20 protein-coding genes are annotated in these 21,225 nt (G+C 36.0%); 8 read left to right on the plus strand and 12 right to left on the minus strand.

All coding sequences use genetic code 11. The annotated features are described in order from the left end of the window. The first annotated feature begins 435 nt into the window (after positions 1 to 435). Together AABK36_RS15395 and AABK36_RS15400 are read left to right on the plus strand one after the other, a co-directional pair. On the plus strand, positions 436 to 1,335 hold the full coding sequence (locus AABK36_RS15395; protein ID WP_309937992.1) for a transglutaminase-like domain-containing protein: 900 nt from the start codon (positions 436 to 438) through the stop codon (positions 1,333 to 1,335). 249 nt (positions 1,336 to 1,584) lie between these two features. Next, on the plus strand, positions 1,585 to 2,472 hold the full coding sequence (locus AABK36_RS15400; RefSeq protein ID WP_309937991.1) for a tetratricopeptide repeat protein: 888 nt from the start codon (positions 1,585 to 1,587) through the stop codon (positions 2,470 to 2,472). Between the two features lie 105 nt (positions 2,473 to 2,577). Here the strand turns inward: AABK36_RS15400 and AABK36_RS15405 are convergent, their stop codons facing one another. From AABK36_RS15405 to AABK36_RS15435, 7 genes are all read right to left on the minus strand, one after another. Next, positions 2,578 to 3,204: a hypothetical protein gene (locus AABK36_RS15405; RefSeq protein ID WP_309937990.1), complete on the minus strand. Its 627-nt coding sequence runs from the start codon at positions 3,202 to 3,204 to the stop codon at positions 2,578 to 2,580. Positions 3,205 to 3,276: 72 nt separating this feature from the next. Then, positions 3,277 to 4,080: a metallophosphoesterase family protein gene (locus tag AABK36_RS15410; protein WP_338390280.1), complete on the minus strand. Its 804-nt coding sequence runs from the start codon at positions 4,078 to 4,080 to the stop codon at positions 3,277 to 3,279. A gap of 582 nt (positions 4,081 to 4,662) precedes the next feature. Further along, positions 4,663 to 5,754: a coiled-coil domain-containing protein gene (locus tag AABK36_RS15415; RefSeq protein WP_309937988.1), complete on the minus strand. Its 1,092-nt coding sequence runs from the start codon at positions 5,752 to 5,754 to the stop codon at positions 4,663 to 4,665. Positions 5,755 to 5,783: 29 nt separating this feature from the next. Then, positions 5,784 to 6,770 carry a hypothetical protein gene (locus tag AABK36_RS15420; protein WP_309937987.1) on the minus strand — a complete coding sequence of 329 codons (987 nt, stop codon included), beginning with the start codon at positions 6,768 to 6,770 and terminating at the stop codon, positions 5,784 to 5,786. Between the two features lie 331 nt (positions 6,771 to 7,101). Then, entirely contained in the window at positions 7,102 to 7,320 is a 219-nt protein-coding gene (locus AABK36_RS15425) for a hypothetical protein (RefSeq protein ID WP_309937986.1), read from the minus strand. A 115-nt stretch (positions 7,321 to 7,435) separates the two neighbouring features. After that, entirely contained in the window at positions 7,436 to 7,813 is a 378-nt protein-coding gene (locus AABK36_RS15430) for a hypothetical protein (RefSeq protein ID WP_309937985.1), read from the minus strand. A gap of 162 nt (positions 7,814 to 7,975) precedes the next feature. Then, positions 7,976 to 8,221, minus strand: coding sequence for a GNAT family N-acetyltransferase (locus AABK36_RS15435; protein ID WP_309937984.1), 246 nt, complete (start codon positions 8,219 to 8,221; stop codon positions 7,976 to 7,978). A gap of 176 nt (positions 8,222 to 8,397) precedes the next feature. On the opposite strand from AABK36_RS15435, the gene AABK36_RS15440 reads away from it, so the two are divergent. Then, positions 8,398 to 9,942: a S1C family serine protease gene (locus AABK36_RS15440; RefSeq protein WP_309937983.1), complete on the plus strand. Its 1,545-nt coding sequence runs from the start codon at positions 8,398 to 8,400 to the stop codon at positions 9,940 to 9,942. 803 nt (positions 9,943 to 10,745) lie between these two features. Here the strand turns inward: AABK36_RS15440 and AABK36_RS15445 are convergent. After that, positions 10,746 to 11,033: a hypothetical protein gene (locus tag AABK36_RS15445; protein WP_309937982.1), complete on the minus strand. Its 288-nt coding sequence runs from the start codon at positions 11,031 to 11,033 to the stop codon at positions 10,746 to 10,748. Positions 11,034 to 11,144: 111 nt separating this feature from the next. Between AABK36_RS15445 and AABK36_RS15450 the strand changes: the two genes are divergently transcribed. Next, on the plus strand, positions 11,145 to 11,777 hold the full coding sequence (locus AABK36_RS15450; protein ID WP_309937981.1) for a macro domain-containing protein: 633 nt from the start codon (positions 11,145 to 11,147) through the stop codon (positions 11,775 to 11,777). 91 nt (positions 11,778 to 11,868) lie between these two features. Here the strand turns inward: AABK36_RS15450 and lodB are convergent, their stop codons facing one another. Both lodB and lodA read right to left on the minus strand, forming a co-directional pair. Beyond that, positions 11,869 to 13,017 (minus strand): lysine-epsilon-oxidase maturase LodB, encoded by a 1,149-nt coding sequence (gene lodB, locus AABK36_RS15455; RefSeq protein ID WP_309937979.1) that lies wholly within the window; start codon positions 13,015 to 13,017, stop codon positions 11,869 to 11,871. Positions 13,018 to 13,021: 4 nt separating this feature from the next. Further along, positions 13,022 to 15,103 carry a CTQ-dependent lysine 6-oxidase LodA gene (gene lodA / locus AABK36_RS15460; RefSeq protein WP_309937978.1) on the minus strand — a complete coding sequence of 694 codons (2,082 nt, stop codon included), beginning with the start codon at positions 15,101 to 15,103 and terminating at the stop codon, positions 13,022 to 13,024. 817 nt (positions 15,104 to 15,920) lie between these two features. On the opposite strand from lodA, the gene AABK36_RS15465 reads away from it, so the two are divergent. The 3 genes from AABK36_RS15465 to AABK36_RS15475 all read left to right on the plus strand — a co-directional run bounded on the left by AABK36_RS15465 (position 15,921) and on the right by AABK36_RS15475 (position 17,698). Then, positions 15,921 to 16,367 (plus strand): AAA family ATPase, encoded by a 447-nt coding sequence (locus AABK36_RS15465; protein ID WP_309937977.1) that lies wholly within the window; start codon positions 15,921 to 15,923, stop codon positions 16,365 to 16,367. Then, the gene (locus tag AABK36_RS15470; protein ID WP_309937976.1) at positions 16,357 to 17,121 is read left to right on the plus strand and encodes a tRNA(His) guanylyltransferase Thg1 family protein; all 765 of its coding nucleotides are present in this window, start codon (positions 16,357 to 16,359) and stop codon (positions 17,119 to 17,121) included. Before AABK36_RS15465 ends, AABK36_RS15470 begins: the two co-directional genes overlap by 11 nt. A gap of 109 nt (positions 17,122 to 17,230) precedes the next feature. Continuing rightward, positions 17,231 to 17,698 (plus strand): hypothetical protein, encoded by a 468-nt coding sequence (locus AABK36_RS15475; protein ID WP_309937975.1) that lies wholly within the window; start codon positions 17,231 to 17,233, stop codon positions 17,696 to 17,698. Positions 17,699 to 17,727: 29 nt separating this feature from the next. Here AABK36_RS15475 and sigZ read toward each other — a convergent pair whose 3' ends face one another. Both sigZ and AABK36_RS15485 read right to left on the minus strand, forming a co-directional pair. After that, the gene (sigZ, locus tag AABK36_RS15480) at positions 17,728 to 18,279 is read right to left on the minus strand and encodes an RNA polymerase sigma factor SigZ (protein ID WP_309937974.1); all 552 of its coding nucleotides are present in this window, start codon (positions 18,277 to 18,279) and stop codon (positions 17,728 to 17,730) included. Positions 18,280 to 18,574: 295 nt separating this feature from the next. Beyond that, positions 18,575 to 19,927: an NAD(P)-binding domain-containing protein gene (locus AABK36_RS15485; protein WP_338390281.1), complete on the minus strand. Its 1,353-nt coding sequence runs from the start codon at positions 19,925 to 19,927 to the stop codon at positions 18,575 to 18,577. 200 nt (positions 19,928 to 20,127) lie between these two features. Here AABK36_RS15485 and AABK36_RS15490 point away from each other — a divergent pair, with 200 nt between their 5' ends. Further along, entirely contained in the window at positions 20,128 to 21,180 is a 1,053-nt protein-coding gene (locus tag AABK36_RS15490; protein WP_338390282.1) for a thioredoxin family protein, read from the plus strand. Positions 21,181 to 21,225 lie beyond the last annotated feature (45 nt).

The following is a 21,225-nucleotide window of genomic DNA, read 5'->3' on the forward strand; positions in this document are numbered from 1 at the left end:
ATTTCAATTCTGGCAATATATTCCGTAGAAATCAGTTTTATGCCTAATTATATCCATCGACCTGACAAATGGCATCTGTTATATCCAATGCTTGGCTTTTATTTCATCTTATTTGCAGAGTATGTTTGGATTACCATAACTATGATTAAACAGAAGAAATTCTTTTGGTATTATATCGTGATTCTTTCATCGATTCTTATTTGTTTCTTAAATTTAAATAACCCGAAAAACAATTCTCAAGAAATCGGCTATGTTGGACTTATTCTCCTACTAATAATATTTACAGGAAATCTTTTTCTGAAAAGGAAGCCGAACGACGCTTAGTATTCAATCTTCTTCTTGAGTTACTCTCTCGATTTTCCCAAAACAGTTGTAACCGCTTATGCTAACGAATAGTCAAAGACAAAACACCTCAATAACAAACAGATTATAAACATGATCAAAGCTACAACTCGGGCATTCTTAATTCTCTTGACTGCTTTTACATTGTTCTCATTTTGGTTATCCCCTCGCTTGGGAGGACTTATCTCCATGGGAAAAGATTTTCCCGACCAATCCATTGAACAACTGCACTTCACTAGCGCATCGTCTGACTTCCACAGTCTTCAATACCATGATGTTTCGAACCGAATAGACCTCATCACACTCAGAACCAAATACTCCTTGGATTCTCTAATTGAAAACTGTCCTTCGGATTTTGAAAAGGTCAAAAAAGTGCAAAGCTGGGTGCAATCCAGATGGATGCATGATAGTCATAATATGCCGAAAGAAAATAGCGCGCTCTACATCTTGGAGCAAGCGAAAAAAGGCGAAAAATTCAGGTGTGTGGAGTACAGCTTGGTAGCCAAGGAGTGTTTGCTGGCTCTTGGATTCAAGATCAGAAGCTTGGGGCTGATGACCAAGGATATTAGCGAAGTCAAATCCTACGGAGGTCACATAGCCAATGAAATTTATTTGGACGACTTGGAAAAGTGGATGTTTATAGATCCTCAATTTGATGTGATTACCACCAAAAATGGTATGCCTCTAAACGCCGTCGAGCTTCAACAATGCATCGCTCAAAACATTCCATTCGAGATCATCAATCCCAACAAAACCACGACAACGGAAAAATACAAGCAGTGGATCGGACCATATTTGTATTACTTTTATGTTAGTATAAACGGACAACAAATAACTATTTGGGACAGAATCATTGGCAATAAGAAACAACTCACTTTGCTCTCTACAACAGCCGATAAACCAAAATATTTTCAAAAAATCATTCGAATCAATAATTCGTATTACACCAATTCCACAGAAGATTTTTATCCTTCATTAAGCAAAATTCATTAAGATCAACATAGACAAACAGTAGCTAATTCTTACAAAGCCTCCACTAATAATATAATTTACCAACAAATATTTATTAAAAGCATAAACACCGTCAAAGAACTTGCGTAACGTATCTAGTAAAAACCATCACATCAAAGGCTAAAAACATTGGTGCTAGGCAAAAAAGAGCTCAAAGAAAATCTAAATGGCGCCTAAAAAGCCACACATTCATTTGAATGCCTATGAGGTGAGCTTATAAAAACTAAAAAAATGACTGCAAAAGAGAAAGAAAGCGTTGTTAGAGACACAGTATTAAAAATACTGTTTGCGAAGATGTTAAGCATTATTTTTATTCTTGGCCTCCCAACATATGGCTCCACTCAAAGCAAACAAGTTGAACAAAAAAGATACGAAGAAGCAATAGAGAAAAAGAACATCAATGAGCGCGTGTTGGGTTTAGAATCTTTTATCAGTACTTATCCTAACTCAGAAATAAAAAGAGAAGCCATGTACCAAAAAGCATTGGCACTTACAGAATTGAAGAAATATGATAAAGCCATCGAAGCTTATGAGGAAATATTAAGTTTAAAACTGACCAATGAAAACAGTTTCAAGGGGTCTGTTCTTCAACACACTAAATATAGATACTTCAGCTATGCCGGATTATCGGAAATATATATTGAGCTTAAAGATTTTGACAAAGCAATTAAATGCGCTAACAAAGCTGATAAAAAATATACTTGCCGTCATCATCCTGTAAATGAATTAATGGATTATAAAGCATTTGTAGCTATCATCTTTTCAGATATTTATAAAGCCAAAGGAGAATATGAAAAATCTCTAAATTATATTATGCCTTATTTTTTCTCTGAAAATGATGAAATTGTGGAATCAATCGTTGCTGTATTGGATCAAATGTATAGCGCTGATCAGATAACTTTCGAGTTGACATCAGCAAAGCAAAATTTGCATATAGGAAAAAACAAATTTGCGCGGATCAATATGTTCGGATACAAGCTAAAGATATTCGAAGGCCTAATGAATATGGATGGATACATACTCGACACCAGTGGATTAACACAATCTCAAAAAGCAAATTTATTCCATCAAATCATTGAGCAAAACTCCATATATGAGCATTATGCTTCAGCTTTGTAATTTGCACACTTACGACAAAATGCATCGTTAAAACATTCCTTTGAATGTCATCTACACAAATGACAAATTCTGTATAAAGCAAAACATCTTAACATAAATCATAGCTTATTCAAAGTGCAAGCCTACTCCAAAACCAAGCATTATCAAGTGATGAAAAGGCTGTTTGAATGATCGAAATGTGCTGAGTGTCTGCGTCAAGTCTTGATTAAAATCATAGTAAAATGACACGCCCTGAAAAAACGTATTTTTTCCTTTAAAGGACTTGTGAATACTTTGGCCTATTGAAAATTGAAACGTCTTATCTCCCCACAAAGCATAATAATCTTTAGGGTGATATTCATTGAGAGTATTAAGATCTCTATCAAAGAAATAAATAAAATATATCCCTGTTTTCAAGGGAGATAAAGACCAGTTTTTGCCCAAATCTATAACTTTTATCGGCGAATATAAATAGCGAGCTGTCACTATATGAATATCATTAGCGCCTCGTATATCTTTTGGTCTGTAGCCATATCCCAACTCAAGCTCATGCTGTCTTCTTTTTCCCAATGTGTATCCGCCATAGATTGAGAACATGCCTGTTCCACCCGCGTATTGTAGCTTAGCTTGATCAGGAAGCCATTTTGACCTTGCTTTTACCTCTGTCGGAATTTCCTCACCGTCCTCATTTCGAGAATAAGCATGATGAATACTCAGCATCATTAACAATATTGTAGAGAATAGATATTTCATTTTGATCTTGCCTTCAGCTTTGACATATATGACATGACTCTCGTCAAGATGCTCCCAACGAGAATTGCACAATTAGAATTTGATGATTTGCTCCTTTACCTCTACGGAATCCCTTAGAAATTCGAATATTGAATACGACTTGTTCGCGACAGCTCCCACTTGTATCATGGGTATGTCTTTATTCATGAGCGGATAGGTAGTCTGGTTGCTGTGACCATGTCCATGAATGCATGCGACAAGGTGTTCTGTATTGCTAAGCAAAGTGTCGATAAGCGGGAAATTTTCTTCTCCGATCGAAGGGTCGTTTGGATAAAAACCTATGTGAGAAACAATTAAGGAATAATCAAAGTCATCCGTTTTGACCAACTCAGACTCAAGCCAATCAATATCCGGCACTTTAAGAAATTCATACGTTGCATTTCCGATAAACTCAAGCTTGTTGGTGTTGATCATAATTATTTTAACACGCTTGTATACAAACGAGAAATCAAATGGCCCGAACATTTTCTCAAAAGTCTCCGCTCCGTGGCCTATCGCATCATGGTTGCCAATGACTGAGATGAAGGGTTGATTAAGCTCTCGGAGATTCGCGGCGCTCATCTGCAATTCATATGGCATGCCATACTCTGATATATCTCCGCCGATCAAGGCAAATTCATAGCTTTCGTTATTGTTCACATGCTTTACCGCATTTGTCAGCCGGTCAAAAAAATTCTGGCTGTCTGTGATAAAAGCAAAAGTAAAGTTACCGCTTTCCGCGATACCCGGCCTTTGGCTTAATTCCTGTAGATTTTTTTGGTTAAGATCCTTTTCATTATCCTCCAGTGAAATATCGTAACGAGTATAATCCAACAACTCGCATGATGAGATTCCCATTGCGACTATCAAAAGAACAATGAGGCTATAACTTGATCTGGCTAACATGAGATTGCTAAAAACTATTTAGAGCGTAAATTGAGAATACCGACAAACTTGAGACGAATTGATAATTCCTGCTTTCCAAATGGCATAGGCTGTTGAGTGAACATCATTCATACACAAGCACTTGAGTAAGCTTGAAAAAGATCCTAATTACAATTGTTGAAGAGCTTAAATTGCATACGCAAGAACCCCAAATAGGATGTTTTTAAATAGACTTTAATTTTACATTATGAAAAATAAAGTCAATGAAGCCAATAAAATAAAAAAATAACAACACTTAAAATTAAAAATAAGTTTCCTGAAATAAAGTAAGAGAGCCCTAATTCTAAAGCTTTTACGAGATGGGAATATCTTACTTGAAGTTTATTAAATTCGAGAACAAAGATCGAATAAATAATAACTTATATTTTTTAATCTCAATCCAATGAAAAATAGAAAATACCTTAATAACAATTTTCAATATCGAATAAAATAACCTGAACCAAAATCCAATCAGATTTCAATTCAGGCTATTTTGTCAATAAAAAATATTAGGCGTTATTTCCCTTTATTCGGGTGCTTAGCCTGTTCAAGAGCGATTTCATGAATTGCTCCTAGTGAATTCGCATTAGCAGCTCCCTCGATAGCTTTCACAGCGATTTCTTTAGACTCCTTAAGCGTCTCCGCCAATTGATCTTTAAGAGCCGCAACTTCATTATTTTGCTCCGTTATGATCTTTTCCAATGATTCGATTTTCATCTCCTGAATCATATTCTTTCCTTCATTTTCTTTCGCAAGAAGATTGGCTTTGATCTCGGCTTCTTTTTTGATAGCCGCTGTGATCTGAGCATTCGCTTTTTTCACTTCGCTCTCAAGCTTTTCGTCCAGCTCTGACGCTTCATCGAATACTTTTTCGTATTCTTCTTCCTGTTCGCTGACACTCTCTTCTCTTTCATCCCACTTCGCTTCAAACTCCTGTCTCAGCTCTACCAGTTCTTCTTCTCTTTGCTTTTGAAGCTGTTGATAAGCATCTTTTTCTTTATTTCTCTCAAGTTCTAGCTGATAAGAATACTCTTCCTCATTTCTGCTTCTATCCTGTTGCTTCTGCTTATTGCTCTCGGTAGAAGCTTCTCTGTGTTGACTCTGCTCCTCTTTCCAGCTAAGCGACAACTCTTCCAACTGTTCGCTTAATACTTTTCTTCTTTCGCTCAATTCATCGTCAAAAGACTGGGCCTTCTCTTGATACTCCTCTATGATATTATGCAATGTATTCTCGTCAATAGACTCCAAGCCATGAAGTGACTTGACATGAGACTCTATATCATTGATCTCAGAGCGCACATCCGACAATTTAGTGGATTCAAGCGTCAGCTTATCAGACAAGTCGCTCATCGCTCTACCAAAACCGGAGCGAATTTGATCAAAAACATTAATGACATCATCGACTTTGTAGTTCTCCGCTGATTGAGCTGAAGACTTCGCAGCTGTTTTTGCCGAGCTTGTTGCTTTTGCTGCTCCAGCGTTTGATTTCGCCGAATTTATCGATCTTTGCAATTGTTGGTTTTCCTTTTCAAGACGAGAATTATTGTCCAACAATTCTTTATATGCATTAAAAATTTCCTGCTTAGTGCTTTTCAGATTTATAGCCATGATTATCGTGTTTAGTAATTAAAAAATGATTAAAGCTGCTCTACCAAATTCCCTTGTCTGGTATTTTCCAGAGCTCTCAAAGACAAATCCTGAGCCTGGCTCAACGCTGCCTCCAATTGGCCTGATAATTTTTCAATCGTCTGGGAATTCTTGGAAATTAGATTTTCCAACTCCTCGATTCTCATGTTATTCATCTGAACTTTAGCCTCAACTTCTTTTTCCTCAAGTTCCGCTTTTACTTTTGCGTCTCTTGAGGCTAGCTTTGAAGCTTGGTCTTTTTCTTTTTGCACTGACTCTTTCAACAAGTCGGAAAACTCTTCAAGCTTCTTCTTGTCTTTGTCGTAATCCTCTTTTTTGTCGGCAAACACTTTTTCTCTAGCCTGCCAATCTTTCTCTTTTTGCTTCGACTCTTCCTCTAGTTCTCTGATCGAAAGCATTTTTCTTTTTTCATAATCATCAGTATCTTTCTTGCTTTGGTTTTCCTGCTCATACTGATACTCTTCACTGTCTTCCTTGCGCTTCTTGTCTCTTTGAAGCTCGTAATCATTATCTCTCTTCTGGCTTTCCAGAGCTTCTTTCTCCCACTCTTCCTTGACTGTAGTTTTCTCCTCTTCTACAGTGCTGATCTTGTCCTCAAACTCTTTCTCAAGCTCTTGTTTTTTCTTTTCATTCTCCTCTTTCAAAATAAAAAGCGCGTCAGCAGCCAATTTGATCTTATGAAGCTCTTTAAGTCTTTCCGACTCCACTTCCAAAGCCTTCTTGATCTCATCTTCCTTGTCGGATTCCGAACGCAATGTCTCTCCCCATTCGGACAAATTGTTCCCGAAAGTCAACTGCATTTCCGCAAGATTTTTAACAATAGCGCTTGAAGTATAAGTAGCCGCAACCTTCACAACTTCCTCATTGTTTTTTTGCTCAGCCAACTCTTCTTTCGTAAATACTCTAGCTTTTTCTAACTCATATTGCTTCAGCAATGAATTAAAAGATCCAAGAATCTCCTCTTTTTGATTACTCATACTTTAAAATAGATTAAAAATACTTAATTCAATATTTAATATTATTTTAAATTTAAAAAAGTAAATATTGAACGATTTGTAAATAATTAAAATTGATTATTCACTAACAATAAATGAATAATCAATAATTTACATCTAAAAAATTCTAATTCAAAAATCAATTAATCAAATTGACAAATTATCCTAGGATTTAACTAAATATAGATGAAGCGCTTCAAATAAAAATCAAATTAAAATACTTAAAAGTATATTTTACAATTAATTTCAGAGTATAAGAAGTAAAAATTGGGATGTGAAAAATTACGTGATTTTTTTAATCAGTATGCTACGTTTAGTCTTCTACATAAGTTAAAGTCTCTTTTTCAAAAGCTTTCATCATTCGTTCTTGCAACTCGTATTTCAAATTTTCTTCGTCAGAACAAGTAGGCGTTAATGAATCCTTAGTCCACCCTTTAACATTTCCATTTTCATCATAATAAACTTCATAAATCCCGAACTCAAAATCACCATCTGAATTTCTCCTTTTTAACACTCTATAGTTCCAACTCATAAGGAATGTAGTTTTAAACTGGTATTGCAAACAATATCCTTTAAAATTTTATCGATTTTTTTCAAAATAAATGATTTAAAGCCAATGAGTAAAATCTACTCGGGCAAAAATAAACTCAAATATTACATTTCTTCCATTTAGGGACTCCACTCAACATTTCATCAACGAACTCTTTATTTAATCTAGAAATGGAATCGTTTTTAGCATCGAAATGAGCATATATTTTTCTCAATGCTTTAGGGTCATAACAAAGTTTCGGTCTTAAATTTTCAACCCACCCTGCCCTAATCACAACTTTAATGAACCTTTTCGGCTTTCTGGAAAGTCCAACGACAATAATATCTTCACATGTACCTGCATACCAATCAATGATATAAACTTTAGTGCCTGGAGAAAAGTGTTTTGTACCATTTCTAGTTTCGGAACCTTCATGTCCAAACTTTCTCTCGTTGACAATATTTGCCGCTACAGTCCAAACAGGTTCTAATATCATATTTTCTTTTAGTTCCATTTCTTTGATGCGAATAATAAGCTTGTTTCAAACGATCATTTCAGATATATGCCTGATGCGAAACCAAAACTCATAGGAACTTCATAAGAGTCAACTACTCAATCTTTGTATCAAATTCCGCTAATTTCTCAAGAGGCTTCGTTTTTAGCTTTGATCGCTTTCCATTCTCAATATTCTATAAGTTTCAAGCTCTCCATAGGCCTGAAAACCCAGCTTAGTGTAGATTCGGGCACCCATCGCCGAGGCGTGAAGCACACAACTTTTCGCATTATTCGCTTTCGCTTCCAACAACAAGTATTCAGTCATGCTTTTGCCAATTCCTTTGCCTCTGCCTTCTGGAACTGTTCCAATCATATGCAATTCAGCGTTATCATTCGAATCTGAATTCATGTTTTAAGCACAATACTTCTCATCAAACAAACACACCGATATAGTAACATTAAATCAATAAATAAATACTATTTAATGACTTTTTTCACTAAAATACACATAAACACTCCTTTTGATTATATCTATTGAAATATTAGTTATACTTTTACCAAAACAACAAGCAATAACAAAGTACTATGAGAAAAAATATCCTGTTTTTAGCCTTAGTCTCCCTTATGATAACTCAACAAAGTTGTCTAACAATTCTAAATCCTGGTTGGAATCAAAAAGTATCAATCAACACTATGGAAGGTGCATCTATTAACATTAATGGAGAACATGTTGGCACTGGAAATATTAGAAAAGGTTTACGTAAAAAGAAAAACCATGATATTAATATCAGTAAAGATGGATATTTAGACAATAATTTTACTATTAACTCTACAAGAGATGATGTTTTACTGGGACTTTCTTTTTATAGTTGGTATTTTACTTTAGGAGCGATGTATATTTTAGATATTCCTGGATCAAGATATCACTTAAGTTTAAAAAATATTGAAGCTGATCTTTTGAAAAAACCTTCAAGTCAAAATTCACTTAATTCAATAACTGTAAATAGTGTAGATATCCAAATTGATCCAGGGAAAAAAATAGGTGCTCATTACGAATTTTCAAAGTCAAAAAATGGAAAAAACAAATTTGAATTCACTCACAGTTGGGGAGAAGATACTCAAATAGAAGCAAATACTTTAACAGAGTTATCTAATGACGATCTTAAAGTTAACAATTATACTATTGTAGAAAATAATACTGCAACTCTTTCCAATACCCGTCGAGCGGATATTAATGTTTCTGCTATTATTCATGATATGACATTTGATAGTTTCGAAAGAAGAGGAAATTCAATCGTTGAAGTAAGTTTTAAAATCGATTGGAAGGTCGAAAATAAATATGGTAAAAAGTTATTATCAATTTCTACAAATGAAAAAACTTCAAGAGTTAATGATCAAGATTTAGATGTATTTTATACTGCTTACAGAAAAAATTTCTACAAATTACTAACTAATAATGAATTAATAGAATTATTAAACAAACACAATGATATAAAGGATATCGAAACCCACCCTGAAGACCTTATAATAATTACAAATGATAATATTAATTCAACTAATAACCTTGAAAATCTAATCGAAAGGGCAACTCAGTCGACTTTAACTATTATTACCGAAAATGGACATGGTAGTGGAGTAATAATAGATTCAAGAGGATATATATTAACTTGTAAACATGTTATCGATGAAAGTAACTCTATTAAAGTCCTATTCAATAATGGGGTTGAATTAGAAGCAAAAGTAGATCGAATATCAAAAGTAAGTGATTTAGCTCTATTAAAAGTAGATAGCGGTAATTTAAAGTCTTTACCATTAGGTACCGACATTTCACTTAATTTAGGAAAGGAAGTCTATGCAATAGGAACTCCAAGAGATATTGAGCTAGGCCAATCCGTTTCAAAAGGTATTATAAGTGGCAATAGAAAATTGGAAGAAACTATTTATATACAAACAGATGTAAGTGTAAATTCAGGAAACAGTGGTGGATGCTTAATAAATAATGAAGGTAAAGTCATTGGAATTATTAATGCAAAATTAGTTGGTCCAGGAATAGAAGGAATAGGCTTTGCTATCCCAGTAAAAACCATATTAAAAGATCTAAATATTAAAATAGCAAAAGATCAATTATAACACCAAGCTTAAAACACAGGTTGAAAACAGTAATTAACCTGTGTTTAAGTACTTTCGCTAATTTAGTTTAGGTTACGTAAATTAGACTATATAATACCCTCGATTTACTGGACCAAGAGTCAAACATTTTTAGTTGATTTTTTATTTCTAATATTTTAGAAAATTGAAGGCAACTATTATTATTGAGCTGTTGGAATGTGGGTAACTTTAGGTGTTTGCAGCGTTGAAAAGTTATCCATATTTCCTGTGTACATGACAAAAAAATAGCTTTCCAAAAAGATTGTTATTTTATTAGCGACAAAACAACAAAACAAGAATGAATTCGAAAAGCCGTTACGAATATAATGAGTTATTATCAATTGTTAGCAATGAAATACCTGCCAATAAAGCAAGATAAAAATTATTTATTATCTGATTACTTCATTGTTAAAAGTTCGAACAGTCAATCTTATTCGTTTATCTGAAGGATTTTACTCTGGTGCTCTAACTAAATCTAATCTGACAAGAATACAGAGATTTTTTACTGAATTTGAGATTTCAGAGGCAATATTTTCAAGTCTATTAAGTAAAATGATCCCTATTTCTGGGAAATATAAATTGAGTTTGGATCGTACTAACTGGAAGTTTGGAAGCCTGAATATCAACATCTTATTCTTAGCCGTGATATATGAAGGAGTCAGCATTCCCATACTTTGGGTAATGTTAGGAGATAAGCGAGGGAATTCAAATGAACTGGAACGAATAAATCTGATTTTGAAATAAAGTACCTGAGTAGTTACCATATTTCAACTAATCCAACAAATTCAATCATTTATTTTTAAAATTAGTTCATCAAATTGCCCTGAAAGCCTTAGATACTCCTTCTCCCAATTAATAACTATTGAACATTCTTGAATCAACCCAGTAGGAGCGAACAACATTTGTAAATGCTTTTTATCGATACTCTTCTTATCTTTTAACACATTTATTGCTATCTCTAAATCTTTACTTGTTTCTACTGGACTTAACCCACCCCAAGAAATATTATCATTTTGCTTCACTAAGTCATTTACTTCTTCAAGAGTACTAATTAGTTTTTTATTTGATTTCATAAATAAGATCATCAACACTAATAATTAAAAAATAATAATACAAAATACAATTTTAAAAAACTATAAAATAATATAATTACCACATATACATCTTTTTCTTTAAATTTAAATATGAAATTATACTTAGTAGATTTAAACACTAAACTTACCGATGCTTGGAAAAAAGTATTCAAAGAAATTAAAGATGTAGAGATTAAAAACCAATCAATTTTCGACCTATCATGCGATGCCATCGTAAGCCCTGCCAATAGTTTTGGATTTATGAACGGAGGAATTGATTTCGCTATCTCCAAAAATCTGGGATGGCACATCGAAAAAAGGCTTCAACAAAAAATAAGGAAAAATTACTATGGAGAGCTTCTAGTCGGGCAAGCTACAATCGTCGAAACAGACCATTCGCAATATCCATATTTGATTTCCGCGCCAACCATGAGAACTCCCATGACAATATTGCGTTCTCCCAACATCTACTTGGCTACCAAAGCTATTTTATCACTGTTAAAGCATGGCGTATTTGAAGACGGCACACCTATCAAAAATCGCATCAACACTATCGCGGTACCCGGTCTTGGAACAGGCATTGGCCAAGTGCCTCCATTAGTATGCGCAAGACAAATGAGAATCGCTTGGGAAGATGTCATGCATGAAAAATATAAATCACTGGAAGGCTGGGAAGAACTTCGATCAAACTACGCCTATTTTTTCACTCACGATGAAAAAGACCTGCATTATGATATTCCTTAGCCATCGTTAGAAAATTCATCATCGTGAGCTCGCTAACTTGATAAAAACACTAAAAAGGAGACGCCTCCAAAACGTCTCCTTATAGTTAAATTTACAAATTCGATATCGCTTCCAATGGCTCCTGAATCGCCTCTTGTTTCTGTTGCCTTCGTTGCCAAAACAAGGAATCGCTCCACCTTTTCTCCCGCTCATAATATTTATTCCGAACGTCAAGATACTTGTTAAAATGCTCTTGCAAATCTTTCTGATATTGCGAGATGTCCAATACACCTTGCGACGAATCTTCATGGCTGGCAATCAAATAAGCGACGTGGCATGCCGACGACAAGGCAAAGCCTATTCCCATGGAAGAAATCGGATCAAATGAAATAGCCGCATCTCCAATAGCCGCGAAATTAACCGGAGAGCTTTCAGCATGAAAATAAGTGCCCGCGTCTCTAACCCAAGGTTTGGCCTCTTGCATGGCATGTTGATGCACTTCGTACTTTATATGTTTTGTCTCATTCAAAAGAGCGTTCCACTGCTCTCTAGTATTTAATTTCATAGCTGAAACTATATCCGAATCGGTAAAAAGCGTAACGACTCTCAAGTTATTCGGCAAACTCGCGCTATACCACCAGCCATGCTCGACAGTTTCGATGAGCTGTCCACGACTCTCAGCGTTTTCACCTTGATTTTCAAAAAAAGTACCGACGCCCACCAATTGATCCAGTCGATTAGGCGAAAGTCCAATCTTGCGTCCAAAAGGAGCTTTACGGCCTGAGGCGTCTATCAAATATTTGCATTTCAATTCAAATGCTCCATGCTCCGCATGCTTCAATGACAACAGCCACGAATGATCTGATTGTTGATCCGCGCTTGCCAATGTTGTTCTTGGAAAGATATCTCCTCCTCTTTCAGCCACTTCCTCCAACAATCTCAGGTCAAACTGCTCCCGGTTGATTTGATAAGAGGCGCTTTCAAAAGTATCAATCGTATGCACCGACCTTGGCAGATCATCGCCCCAATAGGCAACGCTTTCATAAGCCGGCAAGAAACAGTCCGCTGAAAAATCCGCCTTGTCCATCGACAGGTGTTTCAAAAAATCAAAAATACTGGAAGAAACATGCTCTCCGATTTTAGTATCCATGAAATCGGATCGATCGATCAACCCAACCGACAGGGAGCTATGCGTCAATAAACTAAGAGAGAGGGCGGCCCCTGACGGCCCCCCTCCTATGACAATAACATCTTTTTCCATACACTTACCTGCGAGTACGCGTTCCCGAACGTGGCTTCACTGATCGAGGAGTTTTAACTACTGATATCTTTTTGAACACTCTCTGCTCCATAGCTTTAAAGAACATCGCGCCTCTGGCATTTTTGGCTTTGATATTCACTTTATCATCTATATAGAACACAGGGATTTCAACGCCATTGTCTTCTTCATTTCCAGTGATGTCTCCAACAGGTACATCTTTGTAAGAAAAAATCTCATGATTACGCTCTACTTCGGTAAAGAACGGAAAGTTTTGATCATGAGAATTATTATTCCTGATAAAAGCCAATGCCGACCAATGCTCTACCATCTGCACAAAGCTATTGATACCGCGAGCATAATTCACCTGTTGCCCCGCCGGCAAATGAGACTCTGCCTGACCTTCCACAGTCAACTCTCCCGAAAGCACATCCCAAGGGCTTTGCGGTGGCCACCAATAGCTATAATACGTTGGAGGTTTAGGATACCTGCCCGAACTATCCTCGACTTTGTTCACATTAGGATCCGTGAAATTCACCAATTGAAGCGTGCAGTTGAAAAAATCCGCCTGCCATGGGCAAGCCATTCTTTTGGTCAAATCACCCGGCTGGCAACCTCCACCCTCGCATTCGTCACGTCCCGGATCCAAGCCAACTGTATTAAAGCCATTGATCCCTTTTTGATCGTAAATAGTGAAAGCATTGGAAAATACAATTGGATTTTGAAGGCTCCATGTTACTTCAATCCCCGGACACATAGGCAAACCTACGCAATTGCCTACGCTCGCCTCATCCATTGGGTCAACATTCGGATAACCCTTCACTTGAGGATCTTTGTCAAATTTCCCTTCAGCCCATTGGCCCAACAAGAAAAACTGCGTCTCGTTAAGCGCCAAGAATTTTTCGATCAAGATATTGCTTACCGAATTGCTGCCGGAATTCATTGGCATCATCGGCAGATAATTCTCTTGCCCACCTACTGTAGCGGTTTTAAAAAGCACTTCCTGAGGCTGAGGATTCTCAGGGTCCGAAGGAAGCATCATTTTCGCCTTGTCATTCAGAGCTCTGAAGTAAGCGAAATAGTTTTGCCTGTTGGCAAGATTGTCCGTGCTGTTGTCCGAAAAGTCAAAGATATTGGAAGTAAAAGCCGTCATGGACTGCACATTGGCAACCCATTGATACGCTCCAATTCTCTTTATGATCGGCAAAATATCTCTATGATAATTCGCTCTAAAAGCATCATTGTATTTGCCATTGCTGAACATGTCAGGCACAAGATCAAAAGCTCTCACTCCAACATCAAACATTGTATCACTCAAGGTCGAAATGTTGACAATCTCGGGAGCATAGTCAGGAGACCCCACAATCGCCCAAGCTTGAATAGTCACATCAGGCTCATTATCATCATCAAAAGAAATCGTGCAGTATACCGGACCGTCAGCAATATCATCATGCCAAGTATCCGCGCCTCCATAACTTTCCAATTCTTCATCGCCTCCGGCATTGCCATACGCTCCGATCACAATCAATCTGCCATCATTATCCGTTTTCAACGAGCCCAATGTAGTGATCGCCGATCCATATTTGGGATCTTCCGAAGGGAAAGAAGCTTTTTTATACGTTTCCGGAACACTCTCCTTGTCGAATTCTATCGTTTCATTTTTTCCGCTCAATGAGCGAGGGCCCGGATCAATGATAAGTTCTTGACGATTGGCCGCTGTCTCGTTTCTTAAAGGCACTTTTTGGTTCTCGTAGCTATTTTCCTCCCCGAAGAGCAAATTCCCTTGAAGCTCGGAATACTCGTACCACGCGGCTTTTTTATTCGCCAAGTGAACCGTCCATTCCATTGTTTTGATACCCGGAGAATCCATCGTTATCTCAACGCCGTTCTCATCAAAAACTTTAAATACCTGGCCTTGGCGTTTCACTCGGCCAAGTTCATCTTTAAACGTTGTTACAACTCCCTGCTTATTCCCAAATTCATCACAATCAAATGGAAGGCCTCCGATTTCTTCAGGAGCCAGATAAAACTCTGTCGTGCTATTGCCCAAACGAGCAACACCTACCGACGGACTGATCTTAAATTTCATAGATTTGAAATAATTTGTAAAATGAAAAATATGTACTAAAACAAACTTGTTGTTTTGCTTAATTGCCATGCACTTATCAAAAGGACATCAACATATTGTATGAAATATTCGAATGCTTGTTATTCACATTCTATCGACTAGAAAAATTCAACCTGTCCTTTATCGCCATATCAAATACCAAACCTAAAGAATTTCGAAATTTTGGACTATCCAAAAATAGATTTATAAATAAATGCATTAAAAATTAAACTTATCATTGCACATAAAAACATAAACAACCCAATCCAGAAACTCTCCTGCAAAAACCTCTAAAACAACCGATTAACAAAATAAAAATTCTACCAAATCGATTGGCAAACAATCGTTAAACCCATCTTAATAAGGAATAAAATAATCTTTTGCGTTAAACTCCACACCATCTATTTATTGCATTAAAAATAGATCAACTTAAGAAATAACAATTGATGAGATTCTAGTTCTTTCATATTAAATTAACTTAACATCATTTTGCTCTTCTTCATTCAAGCAATAATGTTTGCCACGATTAGTTTTTTATGACTTCCTTAATCATCCTCCTTTGTATTTCCTCAAGAGGAAAATAAAATGGTATAAAAATCAATCGTGACAATGTTTAATGAAAAATCAAATTTTGACTTTGAAGAAAAAGAGCTTATTCCTTCAAAAATTCATTGCTGTTTTTAATTAGAATTTTAAATCTATTATTAAATTATATTTTCAATAAATTTTATCACAAAATGTATTAGTATCAATCTGCAACTTATGGTTCGCAGATAATCAGGTCTCTAGCTATGACAATATGCAAGCAATAATATTCATCGGAATTCAAGCTTCTGGCAAATCAACATATTACAAAACCAACTTTTTCAACAGCCATATTAGAATAAGCATGGATCTGCTGAACACCAGAAACAAAGAAAATAAGTTTTTAGACACCTGTTTTCTTACACAATCTCGCTTTGTAGTTGACAATACCAATCCGACTATTGAAGAAAGGAAAAAATACATAGCGCTCGCCAAAGAGAACAAATACGAAGTGATAGCCTATTATTTCGAATCTTCTATTGAAAGCGCAATCGAGAGAAACAACTTGAGAACAGGCAAAGAAAAAATTCCCGAAATAGGAATAAGAGGATGCTACAAAAAACTGGAACCACCTGCAAAAAGCGAAGGTTTCGACAAGATTTATCGTGTGACAGCATCTAATAATGAATTTATAATTGAGGAGTGTAAAGATGAAATTTGACGACCTAGATAAAACACTAAGAATATATGAAACTTCCCATGACTTTTGCGTTCCGCCTAATATTTATATGGTCGCAAGAATCGATGGACGAGGCTTTACCCGCTTGACCAAAGAGTCTCACCCTTTTGAAAGGCCTTTTGACGAAAGATTCAGAGACATGATGATCGAAACGGTGAAACACTTGATGACTTGTGGATTCAAAGTAATTTATGGCTTTACTGAAAGCGATGAAATCTCATTGTTATTCGATATGAAAGAAGATGCCTTTTCCAGAAAGTTGAGAAAATACAACTCAATTTTAGCCGGAGAAGCCAGCGCCAAATTCTCAGTGATGCTTGGCAATATTGGAGCATTCGACTGTCGCATATCTCAACTCCCCAGAGAACAAGATGTAATCGATTATTTCAGATGGAGAAACGAAGACGCTCATCGCAATGCCTTAAACGCGCACTCCTATTGGATGTTGAGAAACAAGGGGCAGTCTGCCGCACATGCATCCAAACAAATCGAAGGCAAGTCCACAGCATATAAAAATGAATTGCTTTTTGAAAATGGCATTAACTTCAATGAGTTGCCTAGTTGGCAAAAAAGAGGAATCGGATTTTTCTGGCATGAAATAGAAAAAACAGGTTGGAATCCTCTGAAAAAAGAAGAAGTCAATGCAATAAGAAAAGAAATCAAAATCGACTTTGAAATTCCGAAAGGCGAAGCTTACAATCGATTCATAAAAGAAATATTAGCCAACAACAAATAAAACCAACGATTTCAAAGACAAATCATTGCTTGAATTAAAAATCAAATCATTAGCCTTAATATCAATGCTCCAACTCAAATCTAATCTCGGGATCGAGTTTCGAAAACAAATGCAAAAGTGGCTTGAAACTCACCCCGAAATCAAACATATCTGGGGTGAACGGTTTTTAAAAATTTCTCATCCTGTTCAACAATGTAAATTCATTCATTTTGACATTAAACGAACATCAATCGAAATCGAATTTGAAGGGCAAATATTAAAAATCCATCGTAAATGGTTCAAAAGCCCCAAACAACAAGCGTCTGAAATCAGAGGTTTTTGGGTAAAAAAATTCATACCTGAAAACATACTTGAAATGCAACAACCAAAGATCAAGACTGGCCAATTTGTTCTTATGTTGACAAACCATCGATTCGGCCAAGTTCTGACTATTAATAAAAATATTTATACAGGTTGGGGAGAAGTTTACAAGGTTTTCAATAACTTGAACGATTGCAAAAAATATGTAAGTGAAAAACAAAAAGCGGAAATCGATTACCACATTTTCGATTCAAATTATGAGCTAGTGAAAAAATAGGAAGTGTTCCAAACTGCGACTTAACTTACCTAGCAAACACCATCGTCCGCATTACTGGAACAATTGCTTTTCTCTTCATAACTCATTATGCTTCCTTTTCCTCCTTGAGACACTGTGCAACAATCTGAGAATATGTTTTTCAGCTTTTTTCTTCCGCGTTGTATTTTCGAACGGACAGTGACATAATTCAGTCCTAATTGCTTGGCGATTTCTTTTTGAGGCACTCCTTCTATTTCAGACAACTTCATAAGCTCGCGGTAATCATCCGGCAGTTTGTCCAAATAAGCGGCAATACATCCCCCCAACTCCTCTACCACATTATTCTCATTATATTCATCTACAAATGTATTATCTTCTATTACTTCTGTTTGAAGCTTCTTTTTTCTATAATAATCGGTAATGGTATTTTTGGCAATAGTGTAAACCCAGCTTTTAAGGCTATCGACTTTATCACTGTCTGACTTCGAGAGTTTTAAAAATACTTCTTGTGTCAAGTCTTCCGCATCCTCCTGATTATTAATTCGCTTTCTAACATATAAAAATAACGGATTATATAGTTCTTGTATTTGCGACTCCTTCATTGTGTCTAAGTTATGTCGTTTTTTTGGTTAATAAAAGAGTCTCTCTTCACAGAGAGACTACTTCATCATGAACAACATTCAGCATCAAAGCTTGGTTTATTCTCCTTGACTTTTTGCTGCGCCACAGATACGCAACAAATCTTATTATCAAGCTTATCATTCTCAACTTCATGATGTGATACTTTGGAACAACAGCCTATCGTACTTTGTACTAGAACCTCTTTCGTTTTATCTGATTTTCTTACTTTCACAACTATTCATTTAATAACTAAACCTTTACAAATCTTAAAATTCTTTAACAACAGCTAGCTTTTAAAATGGTTTTTTCTTCTGTATTAGCGGTCCCGCAACAAGCCAATCCAGAACCATCCGCAATCTTTTTGCTCCCCAAATTGGAACTGCAAACACCTGTTTGAGGCAAATCCAATTCTACTCGTTCCGCTGCATCCACATCGCCTTTCAAATACGCGACGATAGAACGAACTTGCTCATAGCCCGTTGCCATCAAGAACGTAGGCGCTCTTCCGTAACTTTTAGATCCAACTATATAAAAATCCTTTTCAGGATGTCTTAATTCTTTTTCTCCATGAGGTCGAACCGTACCACAACTATGTATATTAGGGTCAATTAATTCAGCCAAGTCAAATACTGACTCCAAAGATGAATCTAAATCCACTCTAACTTCTCGAATCATATCCAAATCAGGTCTAGAACCGGTATTGCTAATAATTTCATCGACACCAGATATCACATGTTCTTTACCGTTCAGTTCTCCTTCTACTTTTATTCCTTCAGTCGTTTTCGAAATTTTCAAGATGTGAAAAGGAGTGTGTATATTCAACTTTCCACTTTTCACCAATTTTTCTATTCGAATCCCCAAAGCTCCCCTCGCCTCTAATGCATCGGCCTGTTGACCTCCGTACACCATCGAAACATCAGCTTTTCTTAACACCCAGTTTAATTCTGTATCGGGATACCTCTCTTGCACCTCCGATAAATCAAGCAGTGCATTAATCGCCGAATGTCCTCCTCCGACCACAACTACATTCTTATCCTTATACCTTTCCAAAGCCGACTGTTTGACATTTGGAATACCATAAAAAATATGCTCGCTCAATTCTTGTTCCCCTTCCGCAAATACTCCGCCAGAACCAACTGGATTAGGTTGATTCCATGTGCCAGAAGAATCTATTACAGCTTTTGCTTCATAGTAACTGACTTTGCCATTTTCATTCACCTTAATGGAAAAAGGCTTTTCTTCTCTGCCTCTAGTTTTCATTTTATCAACGCCTTTTCTTCCAATAGAAACAACCTTGGCATTGAATCGAATGTGTGAAGCTATCATTGGCAAAGATGCCAAAGGTCCAAAATACTCATTTACGATTTCTTTTCCGCTTGCGATATGATCATCTTCAGGCGCTTTCCATCCATTTGCCAACAACAATTCTCTTGCTACTTTGTCAATATTGTATTTCCAAGGAGAAAAAACTCTCACATGCCCCCAAGAAAGGAAATTCGTTCCCACTGAATTACCTGCCTCAAATAGCATAAAAGGCATATTATTCTTAGCCAAGTGTGCAGCCGCAGCCAAACCAACCGGCCCGGCGCCAATGATAGCTACTGGTAATTTATTAATGCTTTTCATCATTTCATATTTTTAGTGACTTCACCCCCAAAGACGAAGCCTCTAAAAAATGATGCATTTTGAATCAATAAATCTTAATCAAATTCTTTTTGACTCAAGGACAATTAAACCTATATTATCTTAAAATTCACTTTCAAATCTATTTTTCATTCAATAGAGTATCATACTTAGAAATATTCATCATAAATAAAGCTATGACTCAAATGAAAAAATACTTGTCCTTCATTTTTATACTACTATTCGCTTTCGCAGATTACACTTTTGCAATTGATTTTAATGACATAACAATTAATGAAAAATTGTTTCAAGAACTCAAAACGAAGGCGAAATCTGAAAACAAGCTAATATTCATTTATTTTTCCAGCTCTTTTTGCGGTCCTTGTAAAAAAATGGAAAAATATATACTCCCAAACGATAGCATTAATACATTTTATGAAGACAAATTCATCTTAGCCAAGGTGCATGTGAACCTGAAGAACATTAAGAAATGTAAAGTGCTAAAAGATTACGAGATCAATTCCTTTCCCCATTTTCTTATCCTGAACTTCAATGGAAAAATCATTCACAAAGCAATTGGCTACCACGACATTGACAGTTTCATAGAACTTGGAAATCAAGCACTCAGCGAAAATGATAATTTTATGAGTTGGAAAAAGAGAATTCGAAATGGAGAACTTGATTATGGACTTATAACAAATTATCTACGAAGCATCAATCCTCATTCTCTAGAAGCAAAGGAAATCCTTAAAGGATATTATAATACTCAACCTTCTGACCTGTTAAGCTCTTCTCAAAATTGGGAACTTACTTGCAATTACATCACAGATCAACACTCGATTCCATTCTGCCATTTAATCAACAACATAAACCTGTATAAGAAAAAACATGGAGAATTCGACGTAAATACTAAGCTTTTTGATGTCTATTTTGACTCAATAGGTGGATTGTATGATCTTAATCCTATCGATCAAAAAATTCAGGATAACATTAACAACTCCGATATTGAAATGGCTAAAGTAGCATTGACTTTCAAAAGCTTATTGCTAACGATTTTTAGTGAGAATCCTGATCTAGGCAAATTTGTAAGAGAAGCCGACTGCTTAGTAAGCAAATATTATAAATACTTGAACTCTGGAACAATACAAATTTGGACTGAAAAAATCACCGAATACGCTGAAAAAAATAATGATAAAAAAGCGCTTGAACTTGCTCAAAAATGGACTTCCATCATCCGCCAAAACAAGGACAGTATTTAAATACACCCAAACTGAATTGCCCCAACTGCCGTATATGCTTGTTTA

This window comes from Aureibacter tunicatorum (genome assembly GCF_036492635.1).
Classification (GTDB): Bacteria; Bacteroidota; Bacteroidia; order Cytophagales; family Cyclobacteriaceae; genus Aureibacter; species Aureibacter tunicatorum.